This window comes from Micromonospora sp. CPCC 205561 (assembly GCF_036906775.1).
GTDB lineage: Bacteria > Actinomycetota > Actinomycetes > Mycobacteriales > Micromonosporaceae > Micromonospora.
The window spans coordinates 55,118-79,733 of record NZ_JBAKHV010000005.1 but is presented as its reverse complement, the minus strand read 5'-3'; the positions used below and the strand labels follow the sequence as shown (position 1 = coordinate 79,733).

Annotated in this window: 22 protein-coding genes; 8 read left to right on the top strand and 14 right to left on the bottom strand. The window is 74.8% G+C overall.

What is annotated here, in order from left to right; genetic code table 11:
* Positions 1 to 46 precede the first annotated feature (46 nt).
* The 4 genes from V6V16_RS05510 to V6V16_RS05495 all read right to left on the bottom strand — a co-directional run bounded on the left by V6V16_RS05510 (position 47) and on the right by V6V16_RS05495 (position 4,810).
* Positions 47 to 1,384: an MFS transporter gene (locus tag V6V16_RS05510; protein ID WP_334559994.1), complete on the bottom strand. Its 1,338-nt coding sequence runs from the start codon at positions 1,382 to 1,384 to the stop codon at positions 47 to 49.
* Positions 1,385 to 1,511: 127 nt separating this feature from the next.
* Positions 1,512 to 3,074 carry an AMP-binding protein gene (locus tag V6V16_RS05505; RefSeq protein ID WP_334559991.1) on the bottom strand — a complete coding sequence of 521 codons (1,563 nt, stop codon included), beginning with the start codon at positions 3,072 to 3,074 and terminating at the stop codon, positions 1,512 to 1,514.
* A 67-nt stretch (positions 3,075 to 3,141) separates the two neighbouring features.
* Complete coding sequence (locus V6V16_RS05500; protein ID WP_334559989.1) at positions 3,142 to 4,356, bottom strand: acyl-CoA dehydrogenase family protein; 1,215 nt, start codon at positions 4,354 to 4,356, stop codon at positions 3,142 to 3,144.
* 1 nt (position 4,357) lies between these two features.
* Positions 4,358 to 4,810 carry an SCP2 sterol-binding domain-containing protein gene (locus V6V16_RS05495; RefSeq protein ID WP_334559987.1) on the bottom strand — a complete coding sequence of 151 codons (453 nt, stop codon included), beginning with the start codon at positions 4,808 to 4,810 and terminating at the stop codon, positions 4,358 to 4,360.
* 121 nt (positions 4,811 to 4,931) lie between these two features.
* Here V6V16_RS05495 and V6V16_RS05490 point away from each other — a divergent pair, with 121 nt between their 5' ends.
* Entirely contained in the window at positions 4,932 to 5,522 is a 591-nt protein-coding gene (locus V6V16_RS05490; RefSeq protein ID WP_442934041.1) for a TetR/AcrR family transcriptional regulator, read from the top strand.
* 173 nt (positions 5,523 to 5,695) lie between these two features.
* On the opposite strand, the gene V6V16_RS05485 is transcribed toward V6V16_RS05490, so the two are convergent.
* The 7 genes from V6V16_RS05485 to V6V16_RS05455 all read right to left on the bottom strand — a co-directional run bounded on the left by V6V16_RS05485 (position 5,696) and on the right by V6V16_RS05455 (position 12,930).
* A complete protein-coding gene (locus V6V16_RS05485) occupies positions 5,696 to 6,310 on the bottom strand; it encodes a DedA family protein (protein ID WP_334559983.1) in 615 nt (204 codons plus the stop codon).
* A gap of 83 nt (positions 6,311 to 6,393) precedes the next feature.
* Positions 6,394 to 7,671 carry an adenylosuccinate synthetase gene (locus tag V6V16_RS05480; protein WP_334559980.1) on the bottom strand — a complete coding sequence of 426 codons (1,278 nt, stop codon included), beginning with the start codon at positions 7,669 to 7,671 and terminating at the stop codon, positions 6,394 to 6,396.
* A complete protein-coding gene (locus V6V16_RS05475) occupies positions 7,668 to 8,627 on the bottom strand; it encodes a hypothetical protein (protein WP_334559978.1) in 960 nt (319 codons plus the stop codon). Before V6V16_RS05475 ends, V6V16_RS05480 begins: the two co-directional genes overlap by 4 nt.
* Before the next feature lie 9 nt (positions 8,628 to 8,636).
* Positions 8,637 to 9,611: a serine/threonine protein kinase gene (locus V6V16_RS05470; protein ID WP_334559975.1), complete on the bottom strand. Its 975-nt coding sequence runs from the start codon at positions 9,609 to 9,611 to the stop codon at positions 8,637 to 8,639.
* Complete coding sequence (locus V6V16_RS05465; RefSeq protein WP_334559972.1) at positions 9,608 to 10,360, bottom strand: NUDIX hydrolase; 753 nt, start codon at positions 10,358 to 10,360, stop codon at positions 9,608 to 9,610. Before V6V16_RS05465 ends, V6V16_RS05470 begins: the two co-directional genes overlap by 4 nt.
* A gap of 96 nt (positions 10,361 to 10,456) precedes the next feature.
* Positions 10,457 to 11,566: a MaoC/PaaZ C-terminal domain-containing protein gene (locus V6V16_RS05460; protein ID WP_334559970.1), complete on the bottom strand. Its 1,110-nt coding sequence runs from the start codon at positions 11,564 to 11,566 to the stop codon at positions 10,457 to 10,459.
* The gene (locus V6V16_RS05455; protein ID WP_334559968.1) at positions 11,566 to 12,930 is read right to left on the bottom strand and encodes a 3-oxoacyl-ACP reductase; all 1,365 of its coding nucleotides are present in this window, start codon (positions 12,928 to 12,930) and stop codon (positions 11,566 to 11,568) included. The genes V6V16_RS05460 and V6V16_RS05455 overlap by 1 nt, the downstream gene beginning before the upstream one ends.
* Positions 12,931 to 12,985: 55 nt before the next feature.
* Between V6V16_RS05455 and V6V16_RS05450 the strand changes: the two genes are divergently transcribed.
* Complete coding sequence (locus tag V6V16_RS05450; RefSeq protein WP_334559965.1) at positions 12,986 to 14,278, top strand: acetyl-CoA C-acetyltransferase; 1,293 nt, start codon at positions 12,986 to 12,988, stop codon at positions 14,276 to 14,278.
* A 115-nt stretch (positions 14,279 to 14,393) separates the two neighbouring features.
* Positions 14,394 to 15,815: an adenylosuccinate lyase gene (purB, locus tag V6V16_RS05445; protein WP_334559962.1), complete on the top strand. Its 1,422-nt coding sequence runs from the start codon at positions 14,394 to 14,396 to the stop codon at positions 15,813 to 15,815.
* 37 nt (positions 15,816 to 15,852) lie between these two features.
* On the opposite strand, the gene V6V16_RS05440 is transcribed toward purB, so the two are convergent.
* Together V6V16_RS05440 and V6V16_RS05435 are read right to left on the bottom strand one after the other, a co-directional pair.
* On the bottom strand, positions 15,853 to 16,374 hold the full coding sequence (locus tag V6V16_RS05440; protein WP_442934040.1) for a YbjQ family protein: 522 nt from the start codon (positions 16,372 to 16,374) through the stop codon (positions 15,853 to 15,855).
* Positions 16,375 to 16,443: 69 nt separating this feature from the next.
* Complete coding sequence (locus V6V16_RS05435) at positions 16,444 to 17,127, bottom strand: S1 family peptidase (protein WP_334559958.1); 684 nt, start codon at positions 17,125 to 17,127, stop codon at positions 16,444 to 16,446.
* Between the two features lie 413 nt (positions 17,128 to 17,540).
* On the opposite strand from V6V16_RS05435, the gene purS reads away from it, so the two are divergent.
* The 4 genes from purS to V6V16_RS05415 all read left to right on the top strand — a co-directional run bounded on the left by purS (position 17,541) and on the right by V6V16_RS05415 (position 21,987).
* Positions 17,541 to 17,804 (top strand): phosphoribosylformylglycinamidine synthase subunit PurS, encoded by a 264-nt coding sequence (purS, locus tag V6V16_RS05430; protein ID WP_089002625.1) that lies wholly within the window; start codon positions 17,541 to 17,543, stop codon positions 17,802 to 17,804.
* Positions 17,801 to 18,484: a phosphoribosylformylglycinamidine synthase subunit PurQ gene (gene purQ, locus V6V16_RS05425; protein WP_334559953.1), complete on the top strand. Its 684-nt coding sequence runs from the start codon at positions 17,801 to 17,803 to the stop codon at positions 18,482 to 18,484. The genes purS and purQ overlap by 4 nt, the downstream gene beginning before the upstream one ends.
* Positions 18,485 to 18,551: 67 nt before the next feature.
* Positions 18,552 to 21,227 (top strand): phosphoribosylformylglycinamidine synthase subunit PurL, encoded by a 2,676-nt coding sequence (gene purL, locus V6V16_RS05420; RefSeq protein ID WP_334559951.1) that lies wholly within the window; start codon positions 18,552 to 18,554, stop codon positions 21,225 to 21,227.
* A gap of 4 nt (positions 21,228 to 21,231) precedes the next feature.
* Complete coding sequence (locus V6V16_RS05415) at positions 21,232 to 21,987, top strand: 2-phosphosulfolactate phosphatase (protein ID WP_334559949.1); 756 nt, start codon at positions 21,232 to 21,234, stop codon at positions 21,985 to 21,987.
* Between the two features lie 144 nt (positions 21,988 to 22,131).
* On the opposite strand, the gene V6V16_RS05410 is transcribed toward V6V16_RS05415, so the two are convergent.
* A complete protein-coding gene (locus tag V6V16_RS05410) occupies positions 22,132 to 24,066 on the bottom strand; it encodes a hypothetical protein (protein WP_334559947.1) in 1,935 nt (644 codons plus the stop codon).
* A gap of 160 nt (positions 24,067 to 24,226) precedes the next feature.
* On the opposite strand from V6V16_RS05410, the gene V6V16_RS05405 reads away from it, so the two are divergent.
* Entirely contained in the window at positions 24,227 to 24,580 is a 354-nt protein-coding gene (locus V6V16_RS05405) for a sterol carrier family protein (protein WP_334559944.1), read from the top strand.
* Positions 24,581 to 24,616 lie beyond the last annotated feature (36 nt).

Below are 24,616 nucleotides of genomic sequence, written 5' to 3'. Positions count from 1 at the left end.
GCCCCTGCCGGCCGGCGCGGGCCGCCCGCCCGGCCGGGGTCGCGCGTTAGCTCTGGCCGGCGGCGATCCGGTGTCGGCCGCGCCGCGGGGCGGGACGCCACCGCTCGTCGGACGGGACGGGTTCCCCCAGCGCCGGGGTGGCGGAATCCTCCGGCCGGCCCGACGCGCCGCCGGGCGGCGCGGGTGGGTACCGGGGCGGCTCGTCCAGCGCTCGCAGCACCGGCAGCGGAGCGGCGATCAGCACCGCCACCAGCAGCGCCACGGCCGGGACCAGGAACGCGGTGCGCAGCCCGAGCCGTTCCACCAGCGGCCCGGCGAGCAGGTAGCCCGCCGGCCCGGCCGCGTACGCGAACGAGGTCATCACCCCGACCACCCGGCCGCGCAGCCGCTCGGGCGTGCGGGTCTGCATGGCGTAGTTGGCGAGCGGATTGACCGGCCCGTAGGCGAGCCCGATCGCGGCGGCGAAGCCGATCATGGCCGGGAACGGCGGCAGGGTGGCGAGCCCGACGAGGGCCACCCCGATGACGACGAGCGCGGTCGACATCAGGGTCCGCCGGCGGATCAGCCGTCCCGCCGCGCCGGAGGCGAGCGCCCCGACGACTCCCGCGGCGCTCATCGCCATCAGGAGGGCGCCGAGCCGGGCCGGCTCCCCCTGGGCGACGAACCAGGCCGGCAGCAGGACGCCCTCGACCGGCAGGTAGAGCGCGGCCAGCACCATCGTGAGCAGCGCGATGGTCCGCAGCAGTGGGTCCCGCCAGACGAACCGCAGCCCCTCCGCGGTGCCCCGCCACAGGCCCGCCGGTGGGCGTTCCGGGCGGCCGGCCCCGGGCAGCCGGACGGCGGCGATCATCGCGACGGCCAGCGCGAATCCGGTGGCGGTGACCCAGAGCGTCGAGCCGGGCCCGATGGCGGCGATGAGCACGCCACCGACGCCGGGCCCGATGAGGAAGGCGAGCCCCCAGACCGCCTCGTGCACCCCGTTGGCGCGTTCGATCCGCCAGCCGGCGGCCTGCGCGGCGGCCGGCAGCAGGGTCTCCCGGGCGGTCAGCCCGGCCGGGTCGAAGACCGCGCCGAGCACGGCCAGCGCCACGATCCAGCCGAGGTCCAGCCCGAGCAGGGCGTCGACCACCGGGATCGCGGCGACCGATACGGCGGAGAGCGTGTCGGAGACCAGCGCCGTCCGCCGCCGGCCGAGCAGGTCCACGACGGTGCCGGAGACGAGGCCGGAGAGCAGCAGCGGCAGCGCGGTCGCCGCCGCGACCACGCCGGCCGCGGTGGCGCTGCCGGTGCGTTCCAGCACCAGCCAGGGCAGGGCCACGTTGGCCACCCCGTTGCCCGTGTTGGAGAGCAGCGTCGCCGCCTCGACGAGCAGCAGCGGCGCCATCCGCGGTCCTGGCTGGCGGTGCCGGGCACGGTGGCGGTGGAGGGCACGGCGGCGGGATGCGGAGCCGATCATCGTGCCGCCAGCCTAGGGGCGGCGAGGCATCCCGCCAGTAACGGCCGGGGAACGGTCAGCCCTGCTGGCGGCGCAGCTCGCGGGCCAGCACCTTGCCGGTGGCGTTGCGGGGCAGCTTCTCGACGAGGACGACGTCCCGGGGCACGGAGAACCGGGCCAGGTGGTGCCGGACATGGGCGCGGACGTCCTCCGGGTCGAGCGTCCCGCCGGGGCGCAGGGAGAGGAACGCCGCGAGGCGTTGCCCGTACTCCGGGTCGGGCACGCCGATGACGGCCACCTCCCGGACCTGGGGGAGCCGGGAGATCACGTCCTCCACCTCGGCGGGGAAGACGTTCTCCCCGCCCGAGACGACCATGTCGTCGGCCCGGCCGTCGACGAAGAGTAGTCCGTCGGCGTCGAGCCGCCCCAGGTCGCCCGTGTCGAGCAGGCCGTCGCGGTGTTCCCGGCCGGCCCCCGAGGTGTAGCCCTCGAAGAGCAGCTCGTTGCCGACGAAGATCCGACCGACCCGGCCGGCCGGCACCGGCTCGCCGGCCGCGTCGAGGATTGCCAGCCGGGTGCCGTGCGGCGGGCGCCCGGCGGTGGTGGGTGCGGCGCGCAGGTCGGCGGGGCCGGCGATGGAGGCCCAGGAGACCTCGGTGGAGCCGTAGAGGTTGTACAGCACGTCGCCGTAGGCGTCCATGAAGCTGGTGGCGAGGCCGCCCGGCAGCGCGGATCCGCTGACCGCGACCACCCTCAGTGGGGGGCGGGGGTCCGGCGGCGGCACCTCCAGCAGCCGTTGCAGCATCACCGGTACGGCGAAGAGCGCGTCGCAGCGCTGCTCCACCAGGGCTGCCAGCGTGGCGGCCGGGTCGAAGCGCCGGTGCAGCACGACCGTGGCCCGCAGGGCGAAGCAGACCTGGAGGGCGGCGTAGCCCCAGGTGTGGAAGAGCGGCGCGGCGATCAGCACCCGGTCCCGGGTGCGCAGCGGGATACGGTCGATGATGGAGACCAGCGGGCCGAAGCCGTTCGGGGTGGGCCGCCGGGCCCCCCGGGGCGCGCCGGTGGTGCCGGAGGTGAGCACGACGATCCGGCCGTCGCGTCCGGGCGGGCGCAGCTCGCCGGGACGGGCGTCGGCGACGAGCTCCTCCCGGGCCCGCTCGTCGAGCCGCCGCACCCCGCCCGGGAGGTCGACGACCCGGTCGGCGAACCCGGCGTCGTGCACCAGCACCCGCAGCCGCTGCTCCTGCGCCACGGTGCCGAGCTGAGCGGCGGAGAGCCCGGTGTTGACCAGCACCGCGTCCGCGCCGAGCAGGGTGGCGGCCACGATCGCCTCGATCAGTCCGTGGTGGTTGCGGCAGAGCACGCCGACCCGGTCCCCGGGCCGCACCCCGAGCGCCGCCCGCATGCCCCGGGCCAGCCGCTCCGCGCGCTCCAGCAACTCGGCGTACGTCAACTCGGCGCCCCGCTCGTCGACGACGGCCGATCGGCCGGGGTCGCGGGCGGCGGCCTGGCGCAGCTCGCCGGCGAGGCCCCAGCCCCACCCGCGCAGCGCCCGGAGCTGGGCGGCGACGCGCAGGGGGCGGCCCGGGGCGAGCAGCCCGCGCCGCGCCAGCGTGATGACGGTGAAGGGCAGGTCCATGACGTGGCCTCCTCGTGCGGTGCACGGGCGGGCCGCCCGGCCGTGCACGGTCACCGGCAGGCGGCGGTCAGCGGATCTGGACGCCGGAGATCGCCCGGGAGATGACCAGCCGCTGGATCTCCGAGGTGCCCTCGAAGATGGTGTAGATCTTGGCGTCCCGGTACCAGCGCTCGACCGGGTGGTCCCGGAGGAACCCGGCCCCGCCGAGCAGCTGCACGGCCCGCCCGGTGACGGAGACGGCCACCTCGCCGGCCTTGAGCTTGGACATCGAGCCCTCCCCGGCCGTGAAGGGCCGGTTGTTACGGCCCATCCAGGAGGCCCGCCAGACCAGCAGCCGGGCGGCGTCGATCTCCGTCCTCATGTCGGCCAGCGCGAACGCGACCGCCTGGTTCTCGATGATCGGCCGGCCGAACTGCACCCGCTCCCGCGCGTAGTCCAGGGCGTACTCGTAGGCCGCGCGGGCCACGCCCAGTGCCTGCGCGCCGACCGTGGGTCGGGAGAGCTCGAAGGTGCGCATCGCGGCCTGGCCCGACGCGCGCCTGCCGGAGCGTGCCCGGTCGAGGCGTTCGAGCAGGGCGTCCCGGCCGCCGAGCAGGCAGCGCCCCGGCACGCGTACGTCGTCGAGGAAGACGTCGGCGGTGTGCGACGCGCGCAGGCCCAGCTTGCGCAGCTTGCGGGTCGCGTTGAGCCCGGCGGTGCCGGGCGGTACGACGAACGCCGCCTGCCCACGGGAGCCGAGCGACGGGTCGACCGAGGCGGTGACCACGTGCACCCCGGCGATCCCGCCGTTGGTGGCGTACGCCTTCTGCCCGCTGAGCACCCACTCGTCGGCGGCCTCGTCGTAGACCGCGCGGGTGCGCATCGCGCCGACGTCGGAGCCGGCCTCGGGCTCGGTCGTGCAGAAGGCGGCGACGGCCGGCTCGTCGACGGTGCCGAAGCACTGCGGCACCCACTCGACCATCTGGTCCGGGGTGCCGGCGCCGTAGATGGCGGCCACCGCGAGGGAGGTGCCGAAGATGCCCAGCCCGATGCCGGCGTCACCCCAGAAGAGTTCCTCGCTGGCGATCGGGAGGGAGAGGCCGGTGGGGTCGGCCCAGCAGGTGGCGAGGAACTCGAAGCCGTAGAGGCCGACCTTCGCCGCCTCCTGGATGATCGGCCAGGGGGTCTCCTCCCGGGCGTCCCACTCGGCGGCGGCCGGGCGCACGACCTCGGCGGCGAAGCCGTGCACCCAGTCGCGCAGATCCCGCTGTTCCTCGTTCAGGTCGAGCGAGAACTCGGCCACGTCAGGCCTTGGGGATGTCGAACAGGTTGGCGATGTTGGCGGCGAGGCCGAGGTCGCCCTTGGCCTTGAGCTTGCCGGTCATGAACATCATGACGGGGTTGGCCCCGCCGGAGACGATCTTAAGGAACTCGACCGGGCCCATGGTGAGGCTGAGCTTCGGGTCGTGCTGCGGGGTCTCGTTGACGGTGCAGGTGCTGTCGGCGATGACCACCTCGTAGGTGTCGGTGCCACCGTCGGGGCGGCCGGTGACGTTCCAGTGGATGACCGCGTTGGTCGAGCCCGCCCGGTCGGGCCGGAAGAGCTGCGGCATCCGGCCGAAGACCTCGCCGAGGATCTTGCCGCGCAGGTCGCCCGACATCACCTCGGCGATCTTGTTGTCCGGGGTGGACTTGACCAGCTGGGCGAACTCCTTGGGGCCGACGTTGGCGAAGCTGGCCGGGTCGAAGTCAGTCATGGGTCTGCACCTTCCGGGAATTGGCTACTCGTGCGTAACCTTACGGGCGAGTAGGTATGCTCGCAAGGTGTCCACCCCGCACGCCTTCAAGCGCCTCCCCCGGGCCGTACGCGAGCAACAGATGCTCGACGCGGCCGTGAAAGTCTTCTCGCGCAGGGGTTTCCACGCGGCGAGCATGGACGAGATCGCCGAGGACGCCGGCATCTCCAAGCCCATGGTCTACGCGTATCTCGGCACGAAGGAAGAACTCTTCGTGGCCTGTCTGCACCGGGAGGGCACCCGGATGATGCAGGCCATCGCGGGGGCGGCCGCCCCCGACCTGCCCGCCGACGAGCGGCTCTGGCGGGGCCTGCGCGCCTTCTTCGGCTTCGTCGGGGCGCACCGCGACGGCTGGGCGGTGCTCTACCGGCAGGCCCGGGGCGAGCAGCCGTTCGCCGGCGAGCTGGCCGGGATGCGCGCCCGGCTGGTCGAGGTGGTCGCCGGGATGCTCGACCACGCGTTGCGGGCCGAGGGGCGCGAGGTGGGCGAGAGCGACCTGGAGGTGGTCGCGTACGCCCTGGTGGGCGCGACCGAGTCGCTGGCCGACTGGCTCGCCGACCACCCGGAGGCCGATCCGGAGGCGACCGCCACCCGGATGATGAACGTGGCCTGGTTGGGCGCCGCCCAACTCCTGCACGGCGACACCTGGCACCCCCGACCAACTCCCCCCTGACCCCGCCCGCGCCGGCCCCCGCCCCCGCCCGGCGCCGGTTCGCCCTGCGTTTACCCGCTCCGCGATCGAGCAGTCGCCGCCCCGACGAACGGAGCAGAAGCGACCTCGGGAGGGCTGCAACTGCAAGATCGACAGGGCGGGGGAGGGCGCGAACGGCGGTGCGGCGGTGGGCGTCAGCGCTGGGGCGCGGCGCGCTGGTCGCGGTGGCGCAGCCAGCGGATCGACTCCAGCAGCAGCGTGACCGCCACCGACAGGCCGATTCCGGCCAGGATGCCCTTGACCGGGTCACGTTCGAAGGCCAGCCCGCCGAAGTAGCCGAGCAGGGTGCAGTAGAGCGCCCAGCTCACCGCGGCGATGGCGTCGAAGAGCAGGAACGACCGGAGCGGGTAGCGGACCGCGCCCATGGTCAGGGTGACCGCCGTCCGGCCGCCGGGGACGTACCGGGCGGTGGCCAGGATCAGCCCGCCGCGTCGGTGCACCGCCCGGCGGGCCCACTCGGAGCCGGCCCGGCGTCGGCTGCCGGCGGGAAACCGGGCGAGCCGGTTCGCGCCGCCGCCGCGCCCGAGGGCGTACGAGACGTGGTCGCCGGCGCAGGCGCCCAGCGCGGCGACCACGACCACCGCCACCAGATTGGGGCTGCCGCCGGTGGCGAGTACGGCGGCGGTGATCACGGCGGCCTCGCCGGGCACCGCCGGGAAGAACGCGTCGACCGCGGTCAGCCCGAACAGCAGCAGGTACACCCACGGCGAGGTGACGAGCTGCCGGAGCAGGTCGAGTACGGCCTCCATGCCTCCCATGCTCGCCGGGCGCGACCCGCCCGGTGGCCGAGTCGCCGGATCGCGCGCCCCCGCCCGGAACCGGCGCCCCGCCGTCAGTCCGTCGCCCGGGCCGCCGGGACGGTCGAGGTCGGCGGGGCGAGCAGCGGGCCGTGCGGGATCTTGTCGTCGGCGGTGGGGCCGTGCGAGGTGAGCACCACCGGGGCGGCCAGCTCCCCGGCCACCGCCGACGGCCAGTCGACGGGCGGGTCGTCGTACACCGGGCGGGTGCGCAGCAGGCGGCCGGTGAGCGCGGCCTGCCGGTCCAGGTCGCCGGGGGGACCAGGGAGGAGCCGGTCGGTGGTGTCGTAGCGGCGGCAGATCCGCAGCGCCGGGCCGGCGAGGTCGAGGTGGGTCAGCGCCAGGCCGTCGACCCCGCCGGCGGCGGCGAGGGCGTAGCGGTGGGCGACCGCGTCGAAGTGGCCGAACCGGAACCGCCCCTGCCACGGGTTGGTCGGGTTGTGCGGGTCGGCCAGCGGCAGGGCCGGGTCCTCGGTCACCAGCGGGCCGGGCCCGTGCCGGGTGGTGACGACCCGGAGCACCCCGAGCCGGGTCACGTCGCCGGGCAGGCCCGCCTCGGCGAGCAGGCCGTCGACGTTGGCGAACGTGGTGGTGCTCCACGTGGTGTACGGGTGGAAGCCGTGCCACTCGTCGAGCAGCACCCCCTGCGCCCCCTCGAAGACGCAGGTTCCGGCGCGCAGCGCCCCGGCCAGCCAGCTCCGGTCGACGATCGCGACCCGCTCGGCGAACGCGGTGAACGCGGGCAGGCAGTCCTCGACCGGCGGCGCGTCCAGCGGGCCCAGCTCGGCGGTCAGCCGGTCCCGCAGGGCGGCCAGCCGGCGGCGCAGCAGTGCCGGGGCGCGGCAGTCGGCCACCCGGGGCGCCTCCCCGGGGTGGGTGAGCCCGTACGCGACGGCCTCACCCACCCCGAGCCCGCAGGAGCCGTGCCGGTCGGCCCCCCGGGCGTTCTCCCTGGCCCGGTTCGCCGCCCGGTGGTACGGGGTGGCGAGCAGCGCCTCCCCGTCGACGGTCAACCGGTCGAGCGCGTCGGACACTCCGACCGAGGCGAGGTGGTCGGCCTCGGCGACCAGCGCCAGCGGGTCCACCACCACGTGCCGCGCCAGGTGCGTACGGACGCCGGGGTGGAAGGTGCCGGCGCCGAACTGCGCGAAGGTGTGGTGCCGCCCGTCGCGCAGCACGACGTTGTGTGCCGCCTGCGCGCCCCCGTTGAAGCGGACCACCGTGTGGACGGGCCGGGTGGCGCAGAGCCAGTCCACCACCGTGCCCTTGCCGGCGTCCCCGTAGCCGAGGTCGACCACCGCCACGTGTCTCACAGCCGGGTGACCCCGCCCCCGGCGTCGCGGAAGGCCGGCAGCGCCGACACCTCGGCGCGCCGTCCCCGGCCCAGCCGGGCCAGCGCCTTGGAGACGGTGCCGGTGGCGCCCGACCCGGCGCGCTCCAGGTCGCGCAGGCCCTCGTCCAGGTCGATCGCCTGCTCGCCGAGGCCGATGGTGAGCGCGATGGTCTCGCAGACCGCGTCGAGGTCGTCCAGCACGACGGCGTTCTGCCCGAGCAGGCCCCGCCAGAAGTCGAGCACCTTGGCGTTGCCGGAGTAGTGGCTGCCGGCGGGGAGCAGGTAGTAGGTGTCCCAGCGGCGGGTCACCTCGTCGACGATGTGCCGCAGCGGCACGTCCTCGCGCGGGCCACCGCCGATCAGGCGGGCAACCTCCCGGGCCTTCACCGCCGGGTACGCCAGCTCGTCGCCGATGATGAACAGGTAGCCGCGCCGGCCGCGCTTCTCCCAGGAGTCGGTGACGGTGTGCCGGGCCATGAAGTACATCGCCAGCTCGTACGACTCGGTCATCTGCCCGCCGCCGCCGCCCTCCAGCACGATCCGGCCGAGGTCGTCGTCCATCCGGTTGTCGGACTCGAACTGGCCGACCTGCAACGGCACCCGGTCACAGGTGGCGTCGCCGATCGCGCCGAACATGATCTGCGGGTCGCGGGCGTAGCCCTGGCGCTGGAGCAGCCCGAGCAGCTGCGGCAGCTTGGTCTGCAGGACGCGCGGCACGTGCCCCATCGACCCGGTGACGTCGAAGAGCACCGAGACGGGCGTCGACCGGGGGTGCTCGTCGGAGTCGCGGCTCTCGCGCACCGCGCCGCGGGGGTCGAGGGCGGGGTGCACGGTGCGTGCCCCGCTGTCGCTGTAGGAGAACGCGCTCCTGCCGGTCTTCCGGCGGTAGCGGTCGGCGGCGTCGTAAACGTCGGTGGACCAGCTTCCACTGCCCATGACAGCTCCCTAGGGGTTGAGGGTGAAGGGTCGGAAGGTGCGCGGCCCGTAGAGCCGCTCCAGCACCTCGTCTAGTTCGCGGAGGAGACGCCAGGCGTCGTCGGGCCGGTTCGCCAGGAACCGCTGCCGGCAGCCGTGGGCGAAGTCGAGCAGCTCGCGCGGGGCGCGGCCGCCCATCAGCCAGGTCATGCAGGCGGTGGCCGTCGCGATGTCGGTGCCCGGCCCGCAGGGCCCCTTCGCGAGGACCTCGGCCGGGTACCACTTCTCGTAGCCGGGCACCAGCGCCGGGACGGCGCCGCCGCCGGTGACGGAGCAGCACCAGTCCACCAGCACCACGCCGTGCTCGGCCGGCTCGATCAGCACGTGCGGCGGCAGGACCGCGCCGTGCACCACGCCCGCCCGGTGGGCCAGGCCGAGCGCGACCAGCAGCCGGCGCCACATCCAGGCCACGTCGCGGGCGTCCAGCCCGTCCGGGTACGCCCGTCGCACCTCGGTGAGGTCGTGCAGGCCGGGGGCGGTGGCGAGCACGTTGACCCGCCGTTCGGCGCCGGTCGCGGCGTCGGAGTGCCGGAACTCCTCGACGAGCCGGGGCACGTACGGCAGGTAGCGCGGGTCGCCGTGCTCGGCGAGGGTGCGCAGGGCGTGTGCCTCGCGGGCCATCAGGTCGTTGTCGGTGGGCCGCCGGGGCAGCTTGAGCAGCCGGTCGTCGCCGACGTCGTAGAGGTCGGCCAGGTCACCGGAGTGCGCCAGCCGCCCGAGGCGGTAGTCGCCCAGCACCGGGGCCTGCCGGGCCCGCCAGCGGGTGGTGACCCGGACGTACGCGTCGGTGGCGTCGGCGCGTACCGCCGCGTCCGCGGCCTGGGTGCGGTCGGGGTGCAGGGCCGCGACCAGCTCGCGGTAGCGGCGGGCCGACCGGTCCGTGCCGAACAGGTCGTCGTCGGTGCGGGCCGCCGCGACCAGGCGGATGGCCTCCGCGGTCCTCATCGCACCGTCTCCTCGCGGGCCGGACGCAGCAGCGCCGGGTGCAGCAGCCGGGCGTCGCCGGCCCGGTAGAGCCGGGCGCGGGGGCCGCCCCGGGCACCGCCGCGCTCGGTGCTGGCGCCGGTGCTCTCCACGAGGCCCGGCACGGAGAGCACCTTGCGGTGGAAGTTGCCGGCGTGCAGCGGGTGGCCCCAGACCGTCTCGTAGACGGCGCGCAGCTCGCCGATGGTGAACTCGGGGGCGAGGAAGCGCGTGGCGAGCGGGGTGTATTCCAGCTTGGAGCGGGCGCGCTCCAAGCCGTCGTCGATGATCCGGCCGTGGTCGAAGGCGAGCTGCCGGCTGGTCAGCGCCGTCACCGGCAGCCAGGCCGCCTCGTCGGCGTCGGTGTCGGCGACGGGATCGGGCAGGTCGGGCGCGAAGGCGAGGTGGGCGACCGAGACGATCCGCATCCGGGGGTCCCGGTCGGGGGCTCCGTAGCTGGCCAACTGCTCCAGGTGTACGCGGCGCAGTCCCTCGCCGCCGAGCCCGGTCTCCTCCGCCAGCTCCCGCCGGGCGGCGGCGGTGAGGTCCTCGTCGAGGCGGACGAAGCCGCCGGGCAGCGCCCAGTGCCCCGTGAAGGGGGGCTGGCCGCGCCGGATCAGCAGCAGGTGCAGCGCGCCCTCCCGGATGGTCAGCGCCACCACGTCGACGGTCACGGCGACCGCCGGATAGGCCCGGGGGTCGTACGCGGCCAGGAACTCCTGATCGTCCATCACGTCTCTCTCAACCTGAGAACATCTCCAACTGAGAACAACTTAGCGCACGGGTGTGCCCCTGCCAACCCCGACGCGCGGGTTCGGCAGGGGCGCTCAGCGCACGAGACCCGCCAGGTGCGGCCGGCCGCGCGGGTCGTGCAGGGCGAACCCGCCGGCCGGCAGGAGGCTGAACGTCACCGTGCCCGGCAGCGGCACCGGCAGCTTGAAGGCCACCTCGACCGTGTACGCGTCCGGCAGCCGGTTCTCCAGCGCGGCCAGGCAGCGGGCCTTGCTCCACATCCCGTGCGCGATCGGCCGGGGGAAGCCGAACAGCCGGGCGCCGAGGCGGGAGGTGTGGATGGGATTGCGGTCGCCGGAGACGCGCGCGTAGTCCGTGCCGACGCGGGGTTCGACCCGCCAGCGGGCGGAGCCGGCCGGCGCCGGGGGCCGCTCGCCGCCGTCCCGCCGGCCGCCGCCCGGCCCGCCCGACCTGCCGAGGTACGTCGAGACGCCGCGCCAGACCTCCTCCCCGCCGACCGAGCCGACCAGCACCACGTCGATCTGCCGCCCCCGGTCGTGCGGGCGCAGACGCTCCGCGTACGTGGTGAAGTCCAGGACCTCGTCGGCGCCGATCGGGCGGTGCACGGTGATCCGGTTGCCGACGTGCACCACGCCGGTCAGCGGGATGGGGAACTCCGGCGCGGTCATCAGCCGCAGGGCCAACGGGAAGCCCATGACGTGCGGGAACGTGGCGGGCAGCCGGTCGGTGAGCCGGAAACCGCAGACCCGGTCGTAGTCGGCCAGGTGCGTCCGGTCGACGGCGGTCCCGCCGACCGCCAGCTCGACCGCCGGGGCCTCCGCCGCCCGCCGCCCCGCCCCGGCGCCGGGCAGCGCGCCGAGCAGCGCGCGCCGGTAGAGCGCCCCGACCACCGGCATCCGGGGCAGCTCGACGCGCCGTCGGGCGGCGGTGCCGGCATGCCCGGACAGGTCGCGGGTCGCCTCGTCGGGCCCGGCGTGGCCGGAGAGGTCGTGCGTCGCCTCGTCGGACGCCGCGTACGCGGAGAGATCGTGCGTCTGCTCCGTGCTCAGGTCGTGGCCCGGGGGCTCCGGCCGGCGGATCGCGGCCAGGGCGTCCGCCGACAGCACCTCCGTGGGGCCCTCGATCAGCTCGTGCACCGACAGTTCGTCGCCCGGGCCCTCCGGCGGCCCGTTCCTCCTCGCCATCACGCCCCCAGCAGGCTCTGGCCGCAGACCCGGACGACGTTGCCGCTGACCGCGCCGGAGGCCGGCCACGCCAGCCAGCCGATGGTCTCGGCGACGTCCACCGGCAGCCCGCCCTGCGACATGCTGTTCATCCGCCGGCCCGCCTCGCGCAGCGCCACCGGGATGCGCGCGGTCAACCGGGTCTCGATGAAGCCCGGGGCGACCGCGTTCACGCTGATCCGCCGCGCGCGCAGCGCCGGGGCGAGCGACTCGACCAGCCCGATCACGCCCGCCTTGCTGGTGGCGTAGTTCGTCTGGCCCCGGTTGCCGGCGATGCCGGCGATCGAGGAGACCGAGACGATCCGCCCGCCGGCGGGGATCAGCTCCCGCTCCAGCAGCACGTCGTTGATCCGTTCCTGGCTGGAGAGGTTGACGTCGATCACCGAGTCCCAGCGGTCGGCGTCCATCCGGCCGAGGGTCTTGTCCCGGGTGATGCCGGCGTTGTGCACCACCGCGTCGACCCGCCCGTGCCGGCCCGCCAGGTGCTCGGCGAGCCGGGCCGGGGCGTCCGGGGCGGTCAGGTCGAGCTGGACGGCCGTGCCGCCGATGCCGTTGGCGACCGCCGCCAGCTCGTCCCCGGCGGCCGGTACGTCCAGCGCGACGACCCGGGCGCCGTCGCGGGCCAGTACCCCGGCCAGCGCCGCGCCGATGCCCCGGGCCGCCCCGGTGACCAGGACGACCTGCCCGTCCAGCGGGCGGTTCCAGTCGGCCGGCGGCTCGGCCGTGCCGGCGCCGACCCGGACCACCTGCCCCGAGACGTACGCGGACCGGCCGGAGAGCAGGAACCGCAGGGTGGCCTCCAGGCTGGTCCAGGTGCCGGCGTCGGGCTCCTTCGTGACGTGGACGAGCTGGGCGGTGACGCCCCGGCCGAACTCCTTGCCGATGCTGCGGGTCAACCCCTCCAGGGCCCGCTGGGCGGTCGCCTCCCGGGGCGAGCCGCCCTCGGCGGGCGGCGTGCCGAGCACTACCACCCGCCCGCTGGGCAGAACCGACCGGGCGAACGGGTGGAAGAAGTCGTACAGCTGGCGCAGGCCGGTGGAGTCGGTGACGCCGGTGGCGTCGTAGACCAGGGCGGCGTACCGGACGGTCTCGGCGGCCGGACCGGCGGCGAGCGGATCGCGCAGCTCGACCCCGGAGGCGGCCAGCATCCCGCCGACCGGCTCGGCGAGCCGGCCGCCGGCGGCGGCGCCGAGCAGGACGGGTCCCGGGGCCAGGGGGTCGCCGGGGGTGTGCCGGCGCAGTCGCGGCGGGTCGGGCAGCCCGAGGCGCTTGACCAGCGCGCGCCCGGCACCCGATTGGACGAAGCTCGCGTACCTGTCGGTCATGGGCGTAGCCTACTGGCGAGTAGGTTGAGGGCAAACCTTTCGAGGAGGCGGGATCTTGCAGAGCATCCGGCGGGTCGCGGTGATCGGTGGCAACCGCATCCCCTTCGCCCGGTCCAACTCGCGGTACGCGAACGCGTCGAACTCCGACATGCTGGGCGCGGCGCTGGACGGGCTCGTCGCCCGGTTCGGCCTGGCCGGCCAGCGGGTCGGCGAGGTGGTGGCCGGCGCGGTGCTCAAGCACGCGAAGGACTTCAACCTGACCCGTGAGGTGGTGCTCGGCTCGAAGCTCGATCCGCACACCCCCGCGTACGACGTCCAGCAGGCCTGCGGCACCGGGCTGGAGGCGGCCATCCTGGTCGCCAACAAGATCGCCCTCGGGCAGATCGACGTCGGCATCGCCGGCGGGGTGGACACCACCTCCGACGCGCCGCTCGCGGTCAACGAGGAGATGCGCCGCACGCTGCTCAGGCTCAACAGCGCCCGCACCTTCGGCGAGCGGCTGAGGATCGCCGCGAAGCTGCGCCCCGGCCAGCCGTTCCGGCCCGAGGTCCCGCGCAACGCCGAGCCGCGTACCGGGCTCTCGATGGGGGAGCACGCGGCCCGCACGGCGCTGCGCTGGCAGGTCGACCGGCAGGCCCAGGACGAGCTGGCGCTCCGCTCGCACCAGCGGCTCGCCGCCGCGTACGACCGGGGGTTCTTCGACGACCTGCTGACCCCCTACCTCGGGCTGACCCGGGATGCGAACCTGCGGCCCGACAGCAGCCTGGAGAAGCTCGGCTCGCTCAAGCCGGTCTTCGGCGCGAAGGGGCCCGACGCCGAGCGGGCGACGATGACCGCCGGCAACTCCTCGCCGCTGACCGACGGCGCCTCCACCGTGCTGCTCGCCAGCGAGGAGTGGGCCCGCGGGCAGAACCTGCCGGTGCTGGCCTGGTTCTCCTGGTCGCAGACGGCCGCCGTCGACTTCGTGTACGGCGACGAGGGGCTGCTGATGGCGCCCGCGTACGCGGTGCCCCGGATGCTGGCCCGGGCGGGGCTGACCCTCCAGGACTTCGACTTCTACGAGATCCACGAGGCGTTCGCCTCGCAGGTGCTGGCCACCCTGGCCGCCTGGGAGTCGCCGGAGTTCTGCAAGGACCGGCTCGGGCTGGACGCCCCGCTCGGCGCCGTCGACCGGGAGAAGCTGAACGTCAACGGTTCGTCGCTGGCCGCCGGGCACCCGTTCGCGGCCACCGGCGGCCGGATCGTGGCGACCCTGGCGAAGCTGCTGGCGGAGAAGGGCGGCGGGCGCGGGCTGATCTCGATCTGCGCCGCCGGCGGCCAGGGCGTCACGGCGATCCTGGAGCGCTGACCCGCCCGTACGCCCGTGGGGCCGCCGCCGGCCCGCGACCGCCCGGCGGCCCCGCTGGTGAGCGGCCGGACGGCCTCGGCGGGGCCGCGTCCACGGCCGTGAAAGACTGAGGTACGTGACGATCCCGAACGTTCTCGCCAACCGGTACGCCTCGCCCGAGCTGGTCGCCCTCTGGTCGCCGGAGGAGAAGATCCGGATGGAACGGCGGCTCTGGCTCGCCGTGCTCCGGGCACAGCGGGACCTCGGCGTGTCGGTGCCGGACGGCGTGGTCGAGGCGTACGAGCGGGTGCTCGACCAGGTCGACCTGGCCTCGATCGCCGAGCGGGAGCGGGTCACCCGGCACGACGTGAAGGCCCGGATCGAGGAGTTCAGCGCGCTCGCCGGGCACGAGCACGTGCACAAGGGGATGACCTCCCGGGACCTCACCGAGAACGTCGAGCAGCTCCAGGTGCGCCGCTCGCTGGAGCTGGTCCGGGACCGGGTGGTCGCCACGCTGGCCCGGCTGGCCCGGCTCGCCGTCGAGCACTCCGAGGTCGTCCTGACCGGCCGTTCGCACAACGTCGCGGCGCAGGCCACCACGCTGGGCAAGCGCTTCGCGTCGGCCGCCGAGGAGCTGCTCATCGCGTACGAGCGGCTGGAGGACCTGATCGGCTGGTACCCGCTGCGCGGGATCAAGGGCCCGGTGGGCACCGCCGCCGACCAGCTCGACCTCTTCGACGGCGACGCCGACCGGGTGGCCGAGCTGGAGCGCCGGGTGGCGGGGCACCTGGGCTTCAGCCGGGTGCTCGACAGCGTCGGCCAGGTCTACCCGCGCTCGATCGACCTGGCGGTGCTCTCCGCGCTGGCACAGGTCGCCGCCGCGCCGTCGTCGCTGGCGACCACGATCCGGCTGATGGTCGGCCAGGAGCTGGCCACCGAGGGATTCAAGCCGGGCCAGGTGGGCTCCAGCGCGATGCCGCACAAGATGAACACCCGCTCCAGCGAGCGGGTCAACGGCTTCGCGGTGATCATCCGGGGCTACCTGTCGATGGTCGGCGAGCTGGCCGGCGACCAGTGGAACGAGGGGGACGTCTCCTGCTCGGTGGTACGCCGGGTCGCCCTGCCGGACGCGTTCTTCGCCGCCGACGGGCTGTTCCAGACCTTCCTCACCGTGCTCGACGAGTTCGGCGCGTACCCGGCGGTGATCAACCGCGAGCTGGAGCGCTTCCTGCCGTTCCTGGCCAGCACCAAGATCCTGGTGGCGGCCGTCCGGCGCGGCGTCGGGCGCGAGGTCGCGCACGAGGTGATCAAGGAGCACGCGGTCGGGGTGGCGCTGGCGATGCGGGAGAAGGGCGCCGCCGACAACGATCTCTTCGACCGGCTGGCGGCGGACGGCCGCCTCGGCCTGACCCGCGCCGAGATCGACGCCCTGGTCGGCGACCGCACCGCCTTCGTCGGCGCCGCCCCGGCCCAGGTCGAGGCGGTCGCCCGCCGCGTCGCCGCGGTGGTCGACGCCCACCCCCGGGCGGCCGGCTACACCCCGCCGCCCATCCTCTGACCCGGGCGCGCCGCCCGCCGGGGCGGGCGGCGCGGGGTCAGCTGCCGGGGGTGGGAGTCTCCGCCGCCGAGCGCAGGTTGGGGGCGCTCGCCGGTTCGGCGATGCCACCGGGGGACTCGGCGATCCCGGGCTCGTGCGCGGTCTCCGCCGCGACCAGCGGCTGGTCGGGGGGCATGACGTCGGGCATCTTCGGCGCCACGATCACCGCCGTGCCGTACGCGCAGATCTCCATCCACATCTCGCCGCAGTCGCGGCTGTCGAAACGCATCCCCACCACGGCGTTCGCGCCGAGGCGGCGGGCCTCCTCGCCGAGCCGGGCCACCGAGTCCGTACGCCACCTGGTCAGGTTGTCCGGGGCCATCGGGTCGTACGCGCCACCGCGCAGGTTCTTGACCCCCTCGCGGTATGGGTTGCGCGTCCTGGCCATCGAGGAGACCACTTCGCCGAGGATCTGGCGGATCTCGTACCCGGGTAGTTGCTCCGTCGTCACGACCAGCACGTTTCCGATGCTGTCAGGTGGACCCCGACCCGATCGGCGGGCGCGTTCACCTGATCGGATGCTGCAAAACCGCGCGGCGCGGACGGTCGGCACGTGGCCGGCCGTCCGCGCCCCAGGTGGCGCTAACCGTCAGACACCGGCCGTCTGGGAGATCCAGGCCCGGTTGTACGCGACGCTGCCGTAGTTCTGGATGCTCTGGCCGTCGGCGGTGGAGGCGACGCCGACCTGCGCGCCGTTGTAGAACTGCGGGCCGCCCGAGTCGCCCCGCCACGCGTTGCCGTTGATCCGGGTGCTCCGGATCGCCTGCCCGCCGTACGCGTCCGTGGCGCTGTTGCTGGTCACCCGGACCGACGCGGTCTTCAGCTGGGTGGCGGCCGAGCAGCCGCTGTAGCAGGTCATGCCCCAGCCGTAGATCGAGTTGGTCGAGTTGATCGGCGGGTTGCTGTTGGCCAGCGTGACGTACGAGGTGCTCACCGGGCTGGAGAGCCGCAGCAGGGCCAGGTCGTACCGGCCGTAGGAGGCGCTGACGGTGCGGGTGACGCCGCCGGAGGAGCGGTAGACGCTGCCGACGCGGACGGACATGGTGCCGTTCACGCAGTGCCGGGCGGTGAGCACCCAGTCCGGCGAGATGATGCTGCCGGAGCAGGTGAACGAGCCGTTGCTGAGCACGGCGGCGATCCACGGGGCGGACGAGACGGTGCTGCCGCCGATGATCGGCTGCGGGCCGGCCGGGGCGGCGACGGCGCCGGAGCTGGCGCCGAGCAGGCCGGCCGCTGCGGTGGCCAGCACTGCGATCATGGATCGGATGCGCATGGAGGGCTCCTTCGGGGGTGGGGCCCGGGTTCACCGGGTCGAGCTGCCGGCCGAGGGCCGGGGATGTGGCCCCTCGGCTTCTTTCAATCGACGTACGACGATGTACGGTAGGGCCCCTGAGATGTCGTTCACAAGGGATCAATCCAAAGTGATGGATGACACGGTATGGCGCCCCGGCCGGTGCGGGCGCTCCGGCGGTCCGGCGGAGCGGGGCGAAACGGGCCGGCCGGCAACGGATGCGCATCGACATCGCAACGAACCCGTATCGGTCGCCGGCCCCCTGCGCCGGTGGGGTCGACCACTGCCCGAACCGCGTCCGGCCGGTGCGTCCGGAGCCGTATCTGCCAGGTAGGCTGGCTGCGCTCGCCCGTTGTGGGTCGGCACCCAACTGCGTACACAGTCAGGAGTGCCCAGTGCCTCGCGTCGTCGTCGACGTCATGCTCAAGCCCGAGATCCTCGATCCCCAGGGCCAGGCCGTCGCAAACGCGCTGCCCCGGCTCGGCGTCAGCGACGTCGCCTCGGTTCGGATCGGCAGGCGGATCGAGATCGAATTCACCGGTGAACCCGACCTCGACCGGGCCCGGGAGATCGCCGACAAGCTGCTCGCCAACCCGGTCATCGAGGACTTCACGGTCCGTGTGGTCGAGGCCGACGAGACCGTGGACGCCCGCTCGTGACCGCCCGGGTCGGTGTGGTCACGTTCCCCGGCTCGCTCGACGACGGGGACGCGGCCCGTGCCGTCCGGATCGCGGGTGCCGAGCCGGTCCGCCTCTGGCACGGCGACCCGCAGCTGCACGGGGTGGACGCCGTCGTCCTGCCCGGCGGCTTCTCCTACGGCGACTACCTGCGCTGCGGCGCCATCGCCCGGTTCGCGCCGGTGATGGCGACGGTCGTGGACGCGGCCCGGGGCGGCCTGCCCGTGCTCGGCATCTGCAACGGCTTCCAGATCCTCTGCGAGGCCCACCTGCTGCCCGGGGCGCTCACCCGCAACCAGCACCTGCACTTCCGCAACCGCGACCAGGTGCTGCGCATCGAGTCGGCCGGCACCGCGTGGACCAACGCGTTCCAGCCCGGCCAGGAGGTGCTGATCCCGGTCAAGAACGGCGAGGGCTGCTACGTCGCCGACACCGCGACGCTGGACCAGCTCGAAGCCGAGGGCCGGGTGGTCGCCCGCTACGTCGGCGGCAACCCCAACGGGTCGCAGCGCGACATCGCCGCGATCACGAACCCCGCCGGCAACGTGGTCGGCATCATGCCGCACCCCGAGCACGCGGTGGAGGCGCTCACGGGCCCCTCCCTGGACGGTCTCGGCTTCTTCACCTCGGTGCTCAAGCACCTGGTGGGGGCCCCGGCGTGACCGTGCCCGGCATCATCGGTCGGCTCACCCGCCCGTCGGGCGGACGCGAGCGCAGCGAGGAGAGGTCATGACCACCCATCCGGACGAGGTACGGGATAACCCGGAGGCCTACCCGGCCGCCCCGGCGCAGCCGGTCGAGCCGCGTCCGGCCGCCGACTGGGCCGACGGCCTGGACACCGTGCCGCGTGCCGGGGCCACCCCCGGTGAGCTCCAGCCGTACGCCGAGCTGGGGCTCCGCGACGACGAGTACGAGCGGATCCGGCAGGTCCTCGACCGACGACCCACCCAGGCCGAGCTGGCGATGTACTCGATCATGTGGAGCGAGCACTGCTCCTACAAGTCCAGCAAGGTGCACCTGCGCCAGTTCGGCGAGAAGGCCCCGCCGAGCGACCGGCTGCTCGCCGGCATCGGCGAGAACGCCGGCGTGGTGCAGATCTCCGACGAGCTGGCCGTGACCTTCAAGGTCGAGTCGCACAACCACCCGAGCTTCGTCGAGCCCTACCAGGGCGCGGCCACCGGCGTCGGCGGCATCGTCCGGGACATCCTCGCCATGGGCGCCCGCCCGGTCGCGGTGATGGACCCGCTGCGCTTCGGCGCCGCCGACCATCCCGACACCGCCCGGGTGCTGCCCGGCGTGGTCGCCGGCGTGGGCGGCTACGGCAACTGCCTGGGCCTGCCGAACATCGGCGGCGAGGTCGTCTTCGACCCCTGCTACCAGGGCAACCCGCTGGTCAACGCGCTCTGCCTCGGCGTGTTGCCCGTCGACCGGCTGCAGAACAAGGCCGCCGCCGGCCCGGGCAACGTCGTCGTGCTGATGGGCGCCAGGACGGGCCGGGACGGCATCGGCGGCGTGTCGGTGCTGGCCAGCGCGAGCTTCGACGAGGGCAGCGAGCAGCGCCGCCCCTCCGTTCAGGTCGGCGACCCGTTCATGGAGAAGCTGCTCATCGAGGCCTGCCTGGAGCTCTACGACGCCCGCCTCGTCGTCGGCATCCAGGATCTCGGCGGCGCCGGCCTGACCTGCGCGCTCACCGAGACTGCCGCGGCGGCCGGCACCGGCATGCGGGTCTGGCTGGAGCGGGTGCCGCTGCGCGAGCCCTCGATGGAGCCGCACGAGATCCTGGCCAGCGAGTCCCAGGAGCGGATGCTGCTGGTGGTCGAGCCGGAGAAGCTCGACGCGGTGCTCAAGACCGCCGAGAAGTGGGGCGTCTGGGCCACCGCGATCGGCGAGGTCACGCCGCCGGCGCCGGACGGCCGGCCGGGCCGGCTGCTCATCACCTGGCGCGACCAGCTGGTGGTCGACGTGCCGCCGGGATCGCTGGTCGACGACGGCCCGGTCTACGCCCGCCCGATGCGCGAGCCCGCCGACCTGATCCTGCTCCAGGCCGACCGTGCCGAGACCCTGCCCCGGCCGGCCGACCCGGAGGCGCTGCGCGCGACCGTGCTGCGCATGATCGCGTCGCCCAACCTGGCCGACAAGACCTGGGTCACCGAGCAGTACGACCGCTACGTGCTGGGCAACACCGTGCTCGCCCAGCCGGAGGACTCCGGCGTGATCCGGATCGACGAGCGGACCGGGCTCGGCGTGGCGCTGTCGGTGGACGGCAACGGCCGGTACGCCCGGCTCGACCCCTACCACGGCACCAAGCTCGCCCTGGCGGAGGCGTACCGGAACGTCGCCGTCACCGGCGCGAAGCCGATCGCCGTCACCAACTGCCTGAACTTCGGCTCGCCGGAGGACCCGGGCGTGATGTGGCAGTTCGCCGAGGCGGTCCGGGGCCTGGCCGACGGCTGCGCCGAGCTGGGCATCCCCGTCACCGGCGGCAACGTCAGCTTCTACAACCAGACCGGCGCGGCGGCGATCCACCCGACCCCGGTGGTCGGTGTGCTCGGCGTGCTCGACGACGTGGCCGACCGGGTGTCGATGGGCTTCACGTCCCGCCCGGGCGGCGAGCACGACCAGATCTTCCTGCTCGGGGAGACGCACGTGGAGCTCTCCGGCTCCGAGTGGGCCTGGGTCACCCACGAGCACCTCGGCGGCGTACCCCCGCAGGTCGACCTGGCCCGGGAGCGGCTGCTGGCCGACCTGATGGCGGAGGCCGCGCGGGTCGGGCACCTCAGCTCCGCGCACGACCTCTCCGACGGCGGCCTGGCGCAGAGCCTGGTGGAGTCCTGCCTGCGGCGCGGGGTCGGCGCCCGGATCGCCGTCCCGGAGCGGTTCGAGGGCGGGTCGATGCCGTTCGTCTACCTGTTCAGCGAGTCCGCCGGGCGGGTCCTGGTCTCGGTGACGCGCGGCCACGAGAAGGCGTTCAGCGCCCTCTGCGCCGAGCGCGGGGTGCCGTTCGAGCTGATCGGCGTCACCGATCCCACCGGCGGCGCGCTGGAGGTGCACGGCCAGTTCCGGATCGGCCTGGACGAGCTGCGTGCCGCGCACGGCGAGACGCTGCCGCGCCTCTTCGGGGGCGCCGGGGTCGTCGAGGTGCCCGCGCCGGCCGCCGGGGTGGCGGGTGCGGCCGAGGCCGTGCCGCTGCCCGTGGCCGAGTCGGCCGGGATGACGCCGGTGGAGCCGGCGGACGTCGCCGCCGAGCCGGTCGCCACGGCCGCTCCGGTCCCCCCGCCCGGCGCCGTCGAGCCGGTGACCCCCGACGGGCCCGGCGAGCCGGCCCCGCAACGGCCGGTCGCCGACGCGCCCGCGCAGTCCGGCGGAGCGCCCGAGTCCGGTGACACCGAGTCCGGTCAGCGCTGAGGCTTTGGCGGCGGCCGTCTGGGCCCAACCCGGCTCCGGCGCCCGGTTCGACTGGGGGCTGACGGGAGCGGCCGAGCTCGGCCGGGTCTGCGCTGTCCTGGCGGTGGTGGACGTGCTCTCGTTCACCACCGCCGTCGACGTGGCGGTCGGGCGCGGCATGCGGGTGCACCCGTTCCCCTGGGGCGAGCAGGCGGCCGAGTACGCGCGGCGGGTCGGCGCGGTCGCCGCGCTGGGCCGCCGTCAGACGACCCCGGAGCACCCCTGGTCGCTGTCGCCGGCGGCGCTCAGCACCGCGCCGGCCGTCGCCGACCTGGTGCTCCCCTCGCCGAACGGCTCGGCGATCAGCGCCGCGGCCAGCGCCACGGGCCTGCCGGTGGTCGCGGCCTGCCTGCGCAACGCGGGCGCCGTCGGCCGGTGGCTGCGCCAGCAGGGGTACGGCTCGGCCGACGCCCCGATCGGCGTGATCGCCGCGGGCGAGCGCTGGCCGGACGGCTCGCTGCGCCCGTCCGTCGAGGACCAGCTCGGAGCCGCCAGCGTGCTCGACGCCCTCTCCGGGGTGCCCGGCGGCCTCTCCGTGGAGGCGGCCATGGCGCTCGCCGCGCTCGCCAGCACGCCCGACGTCCCCGCGGCGGTACGCGGCAGCGTCTCCGGCCGCGAACTCGTGGAGGGCGGCTTCGCCGAGGACGTGGAGATCGCCGTCCGGATCGGCGCCTCGGACGTGGTGCCGGTGTTGCGCCAGGGCGTCTTCACCGCCGCCTGACGGGACCCACCGCCCGGGAGGCGAGCACCCCCACAAGACCGTCGACGGCGGCCCCCACCCCACACGAGCGGCGAGGGCCGCCCGGGAAACTCCGGGCGGCCCTCGCCGTGGTGCTTGTGTCGTCCGGGGCGCAGCCCCGGAGGGTCAGTCGTCCAGCCAGTCCAGCCGACGCCCGCCGCGGTCCTGCTGCGGGGGCCCGTCGGGGCGACCGCGACCGGCCGGCGGGTCGTCGTAGCCGCCCGGCTGGCCGTAGCCGCCACGGTCGTCGTAACCACCGCGCTGCTGCGGCGGCTCCTGCCCGTAGCCGCCCGGCTGGCCGCCGTAGCCACCCTGGTTGTCGTACGAGGTCGGCTGGTCGTAGCCGCCGGACTTGCCGTAGCCGCCGCCGCGCGGCGTGGGCTCCTGGCCGTAGCCGCCCCGCTCGTAGCCGCCGCCCTGCTGGTCGTAGCCGCCGCGCTGGCCGTAGCCGCCGGTCGGCTCCCCGCCCCGGCCGTACGCGCCGGGCTCGGACTGGCCGTAGCCCTGACCCTGCTCCGGCTGGTAGACGCCGGTGGCGTACGGATCGGCCGGGGCCGGGTACTGGGTGGCGTCGCCGGTGTAGCGGCCGGTCGGTTCGTCGTACCGCTCGCCGTAGCCCCGAGCACCGCCGGCCGGCGGGTAGCCGGCGGCACCCGCCGCACCGGCCGGGGCGGTGTAGTCGCCGCCGCCGTAGCCGCCGCCCGAGGCGGGCGCGTTGCCGTAACCGCTGCCGGAGGACGGCGCGTTGCCGTAACCGCCGCCGTAGCCGCTGCCGGAGGAGGGTGCGTTGCCGTAGCCGGCCGCTCCGTAGCCGCCCACGCCGGCCGCGCCTGCCGGCTCGTCGCCGTAGCCGCTGCCGCCCCAGCCCTGCTGGCCGCCCGCCGCGCCGTAGGGCTGCGGGGGAGCGCCGTACGGGTCCGGCGGCACGTCGTCGACCACGGGGCTGTGCATCATCGTGGGGGCGTCGCTGAGCGCGGTGCCGCCGACCATCGTCGGATCCGGTGCGGCACCGACCCGGTTGACCACCCGGGTCTGGTCGTCCGCACCCCGGAACGCGCCGCGCGCCGCCGGGACCGCGCCGGCCGCCGCACCCGCCGGGGCGTCGTCGGCGTCGTCGCCGCTGTCCTTGCGCCGCATCCAGAGCAGCACGATGGTGCCGACACCGGCGGCGACGAGCAGGCCGCCGAGCAGGATGATCAGCCAGGAGCCCATGCCCCCGGAGTCCTCGTTGCTGGCGTTGGCCGCCGCGCCCGGGGTCCCCTCGGCGCTCTCCTCGGGGGTCTCGTCGACGGGCTCGTCGCTGGGAAGGGGCGCCTCGCTGGCCGACGGGGTGGCGCTCGGGGTGGTCTCGACCTTGATCGCCAGGCTGATGCGCTGGCCGGTGATGTTCTGCCCGGCCGACGCGTCGAAGCTCTTGGTGTTGTAGACCTCGCCGACGCTGGCGCCGACGGCGAGTCGGCCGGGCGCGATCGGCCGCTCCGCGGTGCCGGTGAAGCGGAAGTTGCCGTCGTCGTCGCTGATCGTGTCGATCTTCTTGCCGGCGCCGTCCTGGAGCATGACCACGGCGTTCGGTACGGCCTTGCCGTTGGCCTGGGCGACCACCTTGCCGGAGACCGACTTGACGGTCTGCGCCTGCGCCGGCCGGGTCGGCTGCGCCCGGCCCTTGACGCTGAGCTGGAGCGGGGCGGTGCCCGGGCCGGACTCGGCCTCGACCGTGACGGTCACGGTGACGTTCGCCTCGCCGGCGTCGTCGTTGGCCCTGATCCGCAACAGCTGCGACTTCGGCCGGTCGTTGTTGAAGTCGATCTCCCCGCAGCCGCCCGCGCAGCTGACGCCGCTCGGCAGACCGGCGAGGCTGACCCGCACCTTCTCGTCGCCGTCACGGGGCGTGACCAGCACGGTGACGGCGGTGTCGCTGCCGGCGTTGACGGTGACCGAGCCGGGGGACACGCTGACGTCCGCGGCCAGGGCTGGTGTGGCAGGGGCAGTGAGCAGGGCGCCGACAACCAGCGCCACGACCACACCGGCCCGCTGCTTCCAGGCACGTCGGTGTGTTGACACGTCCACCGCCTTCCGGACTGACTTCCCTCGGCCGGCGGGGCGCCGGGCCGGGGATCATCACGGTACGAATACGCCGTCGGCAACTATGCCTTGTCTGACCGGATCGGCGCGACCCAGGGCCAGCGCGAGGCGCGGTGCGCTCAGGTCGTATCGTCCCGTCGTGTCCTCTCCGCACATTAAGTCCGCCGCGGTCGCGGCGGCGTTGTCGGCGCTCGACGAGGGGCGTACGCCCGACCGGCCGGTCCTGCGAGAGGCGGTCCGTGCCCTGTTGACCGTCCTCGCGGAGCGCGCCCCCGGCCGATCGGTGGAGGTGCGTGTCCCACCTTACGGCGCAGTTCAGTGCGTTCCGGGTCCTCGACACACCCGCGGCACCCCGCCGAATGTCGTCGAGATGGACCCGGCGACCTGGCTGGCGGTGGCCACGGGGCGGCTTGGTTGGGCCGACGCGATCACCCAGGGTCGCGTACGCGTGAGCGGAATCCGGGCCGACCTCTCCGAGTACCTGCCGCTCTAGCTGCGACGACGCCATCGATCGATGACGCCTCGGAGC

Bases quoted from the DNA above. Each gene is read 5' to 3' on its own strand.
- V6V16_RS05510 (WP_334559994.1), bottom strand. From the start codon at position 1,384: ATGGCGCCGCTGCTGCTCGTCGAGGCGGCGACGCTGCTCTCCAACACG.
- V6V16_RS05505 (WP_334559991.1), bottom strand. From the start codon at position 3,074: ATGGACCTGCCCTTCACCGTCATCACGCTGGCGCGGCGCGGGCTGCTC.
- V6V16_RS05495 (WP_334559987.1), bottom strand. From the start codon at position 4,810: ATGACTGACTTCGACCCGGCCAGCTTCGCCAACGTCGGCCCCAAGGAG.
- V6V16_RS05490 (WP_442934041.1), top strand. From the start codon at position 4,932: ATGCTCGACGCGGCCGTGAAAGTCTTCTCGCGCAGGGGTTTCCACGCG.
- V6V16_RS05485 (WP_334559983.1), bottom strand. From the start codon at position 6,310: ATGGAGGCCGTACTCGACCTGCTCCGGCAGCTCGTCACCTCGCCGTGG.
- V6V16_RS05475 (WP_334559978.1), bottom strand. From the start codon at position 8,627: ATGGGCAGTGGAAGCTGGTCCACCGACGTTTACGACGCCGCCGACCGC.
- V6V16_RS05470 (WP_334559975.1), bottom strand. From the start codon at position 9,611: ATGAGGACCGCGGAGGCCATCCGCCTGGTCGCGGCGGCCCGCACCGAC.
- V6V16_RS05465 (WP_334559972.1), bottom strand. From the start codon at position 10,360: ATGGACGATCAGGAGTTCCTGGCCGCGTACGACCCCCGGGCCTATCCG.
- V6V16_RS05460 (WP_334559970.1), bottom strand. From the start codon at position 11,566: ATGGCGAGGAGGAACGGGCCGCCGGAGGGCCCGGGCGACGAACTGTCG.
- V6V16_RS05455 (WP_334559968.1), bottom strand. From the start codon at position 12,930: ATGACCGACAGGTACGCGAGCTTCGTCCAATCGGGTGCCGGGCGCGCG.
- V6V16_RS05435 (WP_334559958.1), bottom strand. From the start codon at position 17,127: ATGCGCATCCGATCCATGATCGCAGTGCTGGCCACCGCAGCGGCCGGC.
- purL (WP_334559951.1), top strand. From the start codon at position 18,552: ATGACCACCCATCCGGACGAGGTACGGGATAACCCGGAGGCCTACCCG.